The organism is Mesorhizobium sp. M7A.F.Ca.MR.148.00.0.0 (assembly GCF_003997735.1).
GTDB lineage: Bacteria > Pseudomonadota > Alphaproteobacteria > Rhizobiales > Rhizobiaceae > Mesorhizobium.
Map to the genome: position 1 here is coordinate 1 of NZ_RZTB01000639.1, position 248 is coordinate 248.

Below are 248 nucleotides of genomic sequence, written 5' to 3' on the forward strand. Positions count from 1 at the left end.
TCAGCCATACCGCGTTCGGCCATTGCTGCAGCAGGCGGCCGAGCCAGACGCTGCCTGCCTCCGGATTGGAGTGCTCGACCGAACCGCCGGGGTGAGCGATCTCGTAAGGGCTCATCGAGGCGTCGCCCACGACGATCACCTTGTAGTCCGGACCGTATTTGTGAAGGAGGTCGGAGGTCGGAATCACCTCGGTATGCCTGCGGCGATTGTCCTTCCACACGCCCTCATAGAGGCAGTTGTGGAAATAA

The 248-nt window shown here is 61.3% G+C and carries 1 pseudogene; it reads right to left on the reverse strand.

Features of this window, described 5'->3' with window-relative positions:
* Positions 1-248: pseudogene (locus EOB49_RS35630) on the reverse strand (VWA domain-containing protein); the annotation flags it as partial.